This window comes from Viridibacillus arvi (assembly GCF_001274945.1).
Lineage (GTDB): Bacteria > Bacillota > Bacilli > Bacillales_A > Planococcaceae > Viridibacillus > Viridibacillus arvi.
The window spans coordinates 598420-607234 of the sequence record NZ_LILB01000001.1 but is presented as its reverse complement, the minus strand read 5'-3'; the positions used below and the strand labels follow the sequence as shown (position 1 = coordinate 607234).

The 8815-nt window shown below is 31.7% G+C and carries 6 protein-coding genes and 1 pseudogene; all 7 read left to right on the top strand.

The features are described from left to right. Positions 1-1192: 1192 nt before the first annotated feature. Positions 1193-1855, top strand: a complete 663-nt coding sequence (locus tag AMD00_RS02855) for a hypothetical protein (protein WP_053415574.1) — start codon at positions 1193-1195, stop codon at positions 1853-1855. Between the two features lie 963 nt (positions 1856-2818). Then, entirely contained in the window at positions 2819-3013 is a 195-nt protein-coding gene (locus AMD00_RS02850; RefSeq protein WP_053415573.1) for a helix-turn-helix transcriptional regulator, read from the top strand. Then, entirely contained in the window at positions 3013-3474 is a 462-nt protein-coding gene (locus AMD00_RS02845) for a hypothetical protein (protein WP_053415572.1), read from the top strand. The genes AMD00_RS02850 and AMD00_RS02845 overlap by 1 nt, the downstream gene beginning before the upstream one ends. A gap of 774 nt (positions 3475-4248) precedes the next feature. Beyond that, positions 4249-4707 (top strand): GNAT family N-acetyltransferase, encoded by a 459-nt coding sequence (locus AMD00_RS02840; RefSeq protein ID WP_053415571.1) that lies wholly within the window; start codon positions 4249-4251, stop codon positions 4705-4707. Between the two features lie 665 nt (positions 4708-5372). After that, the gene (locus tag AMD00_RS02835) at positions 5373-6431 is read left to right on the top strand and encodes an NAD(P)/FAD-dependent oxidoreductase (RefSeq protein ID WP_053415570.1); all 1059 of its coding nucleotides are present in this window, start codon (positions 5373-5375) and stop codon (positions 6429-6431) included. A gap of 542 nt (positions 6432-6973) precedes the next feature. Then, positions 6974-7696, top strand: coding sequence for an SDR family NAD(P)-dependent oxidoreductase (locus AMD00_RS02830; protein ID WP_053415569.1), 723 nt, complete (start codon positions 6974-6976; stop codon positions 7694-7696). 965 nt (positions 7697-8661) lie between these two features. After that, positions 8662-8815 (top strand): annotated as a pseudogene (locus AMD00_RS23820) (IS110 family transposase); the annotation flags it as partial.

Below are 8815 nucleotides of genomic sequence, written 5' to 3'. Positions count from 1 at the left end.
TCTCTGGCTGACCTTATAATACGAACGGGGTGCTTTACTTGAAGATCATTGAGTTGCATATGCAGCTCTTTTTTCTTATTGAACTAACGGGTGCTTTACTTGAAGATCATTGAGTTGCGTAAGCAGCTCTTTTTTCTTTATTGAACTAACTGGGCAGGTTAGTTCAATAAAGAAAATATCTGTTTTTATAGTTTTAGAAGGGTAATTTGTTTAGACTGAAGATTATGTACAGATATTATTGCAGGTCATAAATTCATATTAGGATAGGTGAAAAAAATGATTTCGATTGATAGAAAACTAAGATTACGAGATTTAGAAGTTTTTCGTTTCTTTAAAGATAATAAAATGCTGGCATAAGTCATTATTGAAGATACTAGAGGCCCCTATTATACCAACCTTCAATGTACTGAAGGAGTGACAATTTTGCTGTTTCTGTTCAAATACTTGTTCTTGTTTCTATAAATTTCTTCTTTCTTCATGTAGCGTGAAAGGATTCAATACAGGCGTTGTCATATTAGCAGCCATACAGAAAGAAAATTTACGCTTAAAACAAGAGGTAGAAATTTTAAAAAAGCTATGACCTTATTCGCGAAAAAGTGACAGATCAAGAAATTATCGATAAGGGCTCATTGTGAATACAGATTTGGGTACTCAATATACAAGTGAAGGCTTTTTGTTTCATTACGGACACGTCCTCTTTTAGTTTTTAGGTTAAGGACTTAACTTCAATGTGTCCATAAATCTATACTAAATCCAAGGTGAGATAATTTTTTATTGGATATTTATGTTAATGTTACTATAAGAATTAAAAATTGAGTTGAATTTAGATGATGTGGAAGATGGAGATCTTGTTTATGTGGATGATGAAAGAGATGAAGTAGAAGAAAAGGTATGTCGTGTGATTGCTATGTGGAATTCGTAATTGGAGACAAAAAGGATAATTTATAAAAAGGAGGGAATTTTGTGAATTTTGATGTAAAATTTATTAAAAGTAGGGAATTTTTAGCTTTAATTGTATGTTTTATTATCATGTTTTTACTATTAACTTTTATTATTCAAGGATTTACTTTATTTATGAAGATTTTTATATCTCTTTTCAACACCTTGCTATTTTTCATAATAAATAGATATATTTTCAATAATAGCTATAAAAGTTAAAATATGGTGTCATTAAAGTGAGGAGGGATTTATATTGTGTAAAATATTTGAAAAGTCATTTTTAAAAATCTTTATGGTGGTAAGTATGATAGTTTTCTCTTTGGTAAGTGTATTTATACCAAAAGTTAATGCTGCTGAAGAAGAAAATGTAGTTTCGGCTATGGATGAACAAGTTCTTGCTGATGCTTTAAGATTAATTTTTGAAGATGGTTTAAAGAAAGATAACGAAGGTAAGTCTTTAGGTTATGATCGAGAAGCTTTTGAAAATACCTTAGCAGATAGTGATTTAAAAACAGAAATAATCGAAAGTATGGAGTCAGGAGATTTATTTGCTAATAATAATATTACTAATAAAAGTATAGATAATGTTTTCCCTATTCAAATTGTACCTTATGTTGCAGCATGTGAATGGCATTCGATGGTTGACAAGCCATCATATACAAAGGCATTAAATAATTGTTTTAGTGAAAAAATGAAAGAAAATTATGGTCCAGTTGCACTTGGTTCTACAATAATGAATTTAATTGCTGATAAAGAGTTTACATTAGCAGCAAAACAAATTCTGAAATTGGGCATACGTGCAAACGTTGCTGGAATTGCATTCACATTAGGTGTTATTTGGTTCCAGTGTAACGGACAGATGGAGGAAGAATTTCCAGGTAAAAGTAATAAGGAAAGTGTTAATAAAAAAACTTGAATATGTTGCTATACTAAAGTATCTTATTTGATGAATAATGTATTGTATTAGCGGTACATAATTTCCTAGAACCGATTAGAGTTCATTGGATTTAAAGGCGGTCCTTTAGGGGCTGCCTTTTTTTGAGTATTAAGGAGTGGACATGTGCGAATAATCTTCAATCTCTTGTGTTCTCCCCTCCCCCGCACGAAGGACAAATTCAGCTCTTAAATATTATTTTGGGTATTAACTAGTTTGAAAATCATCTCATCTCTATAGAATTCCTTAGTGGGGGCGATTTTTTATATATACTATCTAATAGAAAGGATATTTTCTCATAGAGATAAAACGCTATATTTCCTGTTTAGAACACATCTTTAGAATAGAAGGAAATATAGGGCACTAAATAACTCAGATTTACTTGGTGGAATTTATAGACCAAACTCTATACCAAAAAGAAAGTTTTAAAGTTGTAGAAGGGAGTAAAACTACATTCACGAAATGAATTTCCTTAGAAGAGATTATTGATGGGAAGAAAATAGTTTATCCCAATGGCCTAGTAGAATTATTACAGAAATATATTTAACTTTCTTATTGAACTAACGGGAGCTTTAGTTCAATAAGCAGGTTAGAAAAAACATCTTATCTAAGATGTTTTTTTATTTTTAAACATATGAAAATAGATAGAAACGAACATTTGAAGTAAAAGATCGATTCCTTAAAGGATTCGATCTTTTTTGTTTATGTAGGAGTGGGTTACTGTACAAAGCTAAACGAGTGCTTTGGTCTAAGTAAGATTAACGCTTTATTTTATTGGGGTACCACCCCATTAGGTATTCCGAAGGGATATTCGTAATGTAAAAGTTGATTTGTATAAGGATATCCCTGGAAATATAAGGTGTTAAAACTTCTAGTCATTGACACATATATATGACTAATGTAATATATATGTGTCAAAAGAAAAATGTATTGGAGGCTTCTAATATGCTTACCAAAGTAAAGAGAATTCGACTTGAAAAGGGTATGACACAGGGGGAATTAGCAAAATTAACAAATGTAAGTAGACAGACAATCGGTCTATTAGAAAAAGGCGAATACAACCCATCTTTGAAATTATGTATTGAGATTTGCAAAAGTTTAGGTGTTACATTAAATGATTTATTTTGGGAGGAAGATTAATGTCTAAGTTATTAAAATTATATCTTTTTGGTAGAGGTACTTCTGTTGATGAACGAGAACAAAACACAGCCTTCGAAATAATGGCAAACGCTGGGGTGATAGCTCTTTTCATCTGTTTTGGAGCTATGTTATATGATTTGATTTTAAACAAAGAAATTACATCACTTGGCATTCTAGCCTTAATTATTTTATTAACAACATCATTTTATATCGTTATGATGATGCGGATCAAAAAAATATATATACGTTATACATCAAATAATAAAATGTTAGGTCGTAATTCGATATTTTCAGGATTTATTTTCTTTGTTTTATTTACTTTATTAACATATTTACCTTCTGGAGAAGCAATTACCATGAGAGATCTTACTGTAAATAGTATGGGCGGAGTATTTTTCGGCTTATGTATATATGGATATAGTAAGTATAACAGTAAAAAAGTTGAAGAAGATGAACTATAATGATTAATCCGATTGCATTTTTTCTTTAATAATCAGTACCTGCTATATAATCATTAGGTTAAACTTCTATAATGCTTTCAGAATGAGAACGTGATGTTTTTTATGGTAACCAAGTGTATTTTTATCGTTGTGTGGGACAACAAAACCTTAGGTTGATAGGCATGGGGTGCCACACACATTTTAACGAAAATATACGCTAAGTAAATTTCGACATAAAAAGAGCCTAATTTTCTACTCTAAGAAAATTAGGCTCTTTTTTTTATGAAGTTTTAATTGGAATTTTTTGTATAGTCTGAAAGCGTTTATTGCACCTCAAGGAATACAATCGCTTGGAATAATATTAAGAACTGGAGGAAATATTGGACATCATTGTCAATCACTATATAGATTGTGAAGAAATGTACTTAAACTAACGGGTGCTTTACTTGAAGAACATTGAGTTGCAAATGCAGCTCTTTTTTCTTTATTGAACTAACGGGGCAGGTTAGTCCAAGAAGGAATTCCATTTTATAACGAATTTAAAATTAGTTTCGGTAAATCGTATCATAAGTAACTGCTAACTTGCATGATACAAGCCAGATTTTATAACGAAAAATTAAAAGAAGTAATAACTCATTAATAAAGGAATTTAGGCTCAAGGGTACTTCTTGAGTATAAGAGGTCCAGACAGTATAAGAGGTTCAAACTTATTGGTTTTTGATTAATGTCCAAGAGAGTCTTATATCAGGTATTATTAACTTTAAGTGTAAGGAGTATTTTCAATAGGAGGACACTATGCAGTATTTAAAGAAAATGAATGGAAATGAGTTTAACGAATATCTTTTAGATAAAGAAAAGCGATTTGCAGAAACTTTAGCTGAACATACGTTTGAAGTTACAGAACCTTCTGCAGTACGAGCAAAGAAACAGTTGCAAGAGTATTTGCCAAATGGATTTCATACAGAACTACATGAATTTTATAATATTGTGAATGAAAATGAGCGATATGGTTACGTTTGGTTAAAAATAGATGAAACCAAAAAAAGTGCATTTTTATATGAGATTTATATATTTGATGAATGCCGTTCAAAAGGCATAGGTACAAAAGTTATGGAAGAAATTGAAGAATATTTATCATTGAAAGAAATATTGTATTTTAAATTACACGTCTTTGGAACAAACTGTAAGGCAATTAAGTTATACAACACATTAGGTTTCCAAATAGCAGGTATAAATATGTATAAAACTCTTTAATACTCTAGAATAGTTTTGAGGAGACATCTGTAGTGATTTTTTTATAATTTGAGGCTGTTTTCTAAAAGTTTGTTGTTATTCAACTAAAGGGCAGGTTTGTTGAACAAGAGAAAAAGGAAGAGAGTGAAAAAATTAATTATTAAACATTATATATTTTTTGAATATAAGCTAATATCTGAAACATCCTTTCTATCTAAACGTATATATTAGAAAGGATGTTGAAATACGAATTATAAACATGTGAAAAAAAGAGGTGTCTTATTTTATGTACAAACAGCTATTTCAAGAAAAAAATACATATCTAAAACTGCAAACGGCTAGTTATACCACAGGTTTTAGGCTGGAATTACACTTCTGAAGTTGATTTAATAAGAAAAGCAAACAGATTTACGGCTAAGCTTTTCTTAATTAGCCTCTGCCCTATGAATAGTCCGAACGAAGAAAAGTATGTGCAAAGACGCTAAGAGACATGGGAGGATACGTCATCATAAGCATCGCAGAGCTCCAATTGTGCATCACATAATGGATTAGGAAGTTGATTTTAACCAATTAACTTTAGCGTAGCATACTTACCAAATGATCAATAATTGAATAAAAAATTTTTTACCACTCAAAAAACGAGTCAAATCATTGATATATCAACATTTATAGAGGGAGGAATAGTTATGACTAAAAAGCAAAAGATTACAATTGTTGGTGCAGGGATTGTTGGTGCGTCTATAGCTTATAATCTATCAAAGGAAAATCAGGATGTCACTTTAGTTGAGAGTCACTCAAAAGCAGGATATGGGGTAACAGAAAAATCTTTTGCTTGGATTAATCCCTCAGGGCGTGTTCCAAATAACTTTCAACATTTGTATGACGAGTCACTTGCAGAATATCATGTATTGGAAAAAGAGATACCAGAATTGAAGGTAGATTGGAACGGTGCACTTACATGGGGAAATCTCACAAGCATCAATAAATCTCATGTAAAAAAAATAACTCGTCAGCAAATATCGGAGTTAGAACCTCATTTGAAAAAATATCCTGAGGAAGCTCTTTATGCTTATAAAGAAGGCGCGGTAGACCCTAATGTCCTAACGAATCTTTTGGTAAAGATAGCGGAAGAAAACGGGGCAAATATATTATTCGATACAAAAGTGACACAAATAAAAAAAGAGGGCACCAAAGTTGTTGGCATAAATACTTCAAAAGGATATATAGAATCAGATGTAATTGTATTAGCAACTGGTACAGCGTTACCTGAGCTGTGTAAACCTCTTGGTTTTGATATTCCTATTGAGTCTTCACCTTCAATTATTATTCGTATAAAATCTCCAAAAAAGCTCATTCACACCTTAATTTCTAATTCAAGATTTGAGGCAAGACAACTATCCGATTATACAATTATTGCTGCTGAAGATTATTTGGATGAGTATGGAGAAAACGGACCAGAGGAGATTGGAAAAAGAGCATTTGAAACCCTTCGCTACGATTTGGAAGAAGGGGAACATTTAAAGTTAGAAAGTATCAAAGTAGGAATGAGGCCTATGCCTAAAGACGGTTACCCCATTGTCGGTTTTCATGATCAGGTAAAGGGACTTTATTTAGCAGTTATGCATTCTGCAATCACGTTATCTCCTGTTATTAGTCGATTGGTTGCGAAGGAAATTGTGGATAATGTGCAGTTGGAAGAATTGGAAAGCTGTAGAATATCTAGGTTTTATCCACTAAATGATTAATCACTAATAGAAAAAGAAATCTTATTGATATTTTCCAAACTTTAGCAGAAGGTAAAGTTGTTTTAGACATGGACATTTGTAAAAGTCAAATGACTAAATGGTTGGCCGCTTTACCTAGTTATTTCAAGCAATGCCTCGACATTTCGGGGTGCTAAAGTTGAGGAAATACTAAAAGTTCTTATTGAACTAACGGGGTGCTTTAGTTGAAGATCTATGAGCTGTTCTGACAGCTCTTTTTTCTTATTCAACTAAAGGGGCAGGTTAGTTGAATAAGGAATTTGTTACATCGCGTGTTGAAAAATCATCTCCCGTATCAACTCCTTAAATTCATTCCGCTAACTCTACTGTTTACGCATTATATGGAATTTTTTTAAACGAAGTTCGACTTATGTGCTTTTTAAAAGAGATTGATTATTTATAAAAAAGTTTGATAATTAATAGAAAAGATTGATAAAATTTTTAATTCTAATAAAACACATTAGTTGTTTCATATTTTTATAATAATTATACTTAGATGTATAGTTATTATAAGGGGTGATAGGATGAGTAAGAACTTTATTATATTTGGAGCAAGCCATGGGCTAGGCGATGCATTTGTAAAAGGCTTACCCACTAAGGGAGATACAGTATGGGTGGTATCACGGACACGACCAAGTAGTTTAGATGTAAATGATGGCGTAAATCGTAAATGGGTCGCAATTGATTTATCTAGTCAACAACAAATACCTTCTTTAAAAGAAACTTTAAAAGACATTCCTATTGATGTATTAATTTATAATGTAGGAGTATGGGAAAAGCGTGGTTTTGAAGATGACTATACTTTTGATAAGGATGAAGTTAGGGATATCTCGAACATAATTAATATTAATTTAACTTCCACTATTACTTATATTCAGGCGCTTTTACCTAATTTAAGACAGGCGGACAATGGGAAAATTATATTAATTGGTTCAACAGCAGGTTTAGATCATACAAATAGTGCACAAGTTTCATTTGTCACATCTAAATTTGGCTTACGTGGTATTACAAATGCTTTACGAGAGCATGTGAGAAAAGATATGATCTCTGTAACGTGTATTAATCCAGGAGAGCTTGCTGCTGAAGTACCATATGAAGAAGGTGCAGAAAAGGCAATTATGTTGTATCGAGGTACACGTATTCCTGTACAAGACATTGTAGCCATTGTTCATTGCGTTATTAATTTATCGTCTGTTTCATGTGTAAAGGAAATTAATATTCCTGCCATAACAGACTTAAATGCATGATTGTATAACATATGACTAGAGTTTTTCGTGTATTTTAACAATTAATCATTTGGTACTACATACAGTTCCCATTTTGATCAAACTTTTTTCAAAATGGGAGCTATTTAATTTCCCTAGAATCAATGTTTGCAGCTCCCTTTTAATCAATCTTTATTCTAAAGTTACAACATATTAAATAGGGATGATTGGAAAAACGCCAAAGTAAATATGGAACGTCCTGCTGATTACAGGTTTGCATTTAAATCTAAAGATCCTAAAATAGCGGATTAAGCAATATTATATGAAATTTGGATAAGTCCAAATAAAGATACAGTGGAAGTTGTGGCAGGAAGTAAATATGTTCAACTAAACTAGGGAGATTCTACTGATTTATTTGAAATATTAACAGGTGAAAAGCTTTCCGATTTATGATTGGATAGTACGGATATTTAAAAAGAGTTTGAATTGAATTTTGAACTTTAATCCTTATTGAACTAACGGGGCAGGATTGTTGAAGAAGAAAAGGGGGAGTTTCTGATAGAGTTAAAAGTAAATAAAAATTATATTTGGGTATATTTCATAATATTTTATGCCTTATGGTGTATCCGAGAATTATTTTTTGAAATTGCTGAATAGGATTATGGAGACCTGTCATTGTTCACAAAATATAATTTAACTATACTAAAACTATAGTGTTTAAAATGTGCTTAATCCCTTGATGCAAAAGGGATTAGGCGCTTTTTTTTTGTAACATATTGGAACGGAAAGTGTTATTAACAAAACTACAATCACACTTACAGGTGTTGCTCTTGTCAAAATTAGATATGTAAGTAAATCACGATAAAGATTGTGAAAAAATGTACTTAAACTAACGGGGCAGCATTCCTGTTTGAAAGATATTCAGGGTCTTGAAAGAAAAAGAGTCCTCTAGTATGATGCTGAGTGTCAACGACCATTGACCCATCATATACAAGGAGGACTCCTAAATGAATTTTAAAATGAATTACAAAATTAATCAAGTGACTGATAATACACTCGTCGTTGGTATAGACATCGCGAAGCTCGTTCATTACGCATGCTTTGTCGATGAACGAGGACGCGTGATGGAAAAAGCTTTTGCTGTACATCAATCAAAAGAAG

Bases quoted from the DNA above. Each gene is read 5' to 3' on its own strand.
- AMD00_RS02850 (WP_053415573.1), top strand. From the start codon at position 2,819: ATGCTTACCAAAGTAAAGAGAATTCGACTTGAAAAGGGTATGACACAG.
- AMD00_RS02840 (WP_053415571.1), top strand. From the start codon at position 4,249: ATGCAGTATTTAAAGAAAATGAATGGAAATGAGTTTAACGAATATCTT.
- AMD00_RS02830 (WP_053415569.1), top strand. From the start codon at position 6,974: ATGAGTAAGAACTTTATTATATTTGGAGCAAGCCATGGGCTAGGCGAT.
- AMD00_RS02835 (WP_053415570.1), top strand. From the start codon at position 5,373: ATGACTAAAAAGCAAAAGATTACAATTGTTGGTGCAGGGATTGTTGGT.
- AMD00_RS02845 (WP_053415572.1), top strand. From the start codon at position 3,013: ATGTCTAAGTTATTAAAATTATATCTTTTTGGTAGAGGTACTTCTGTT.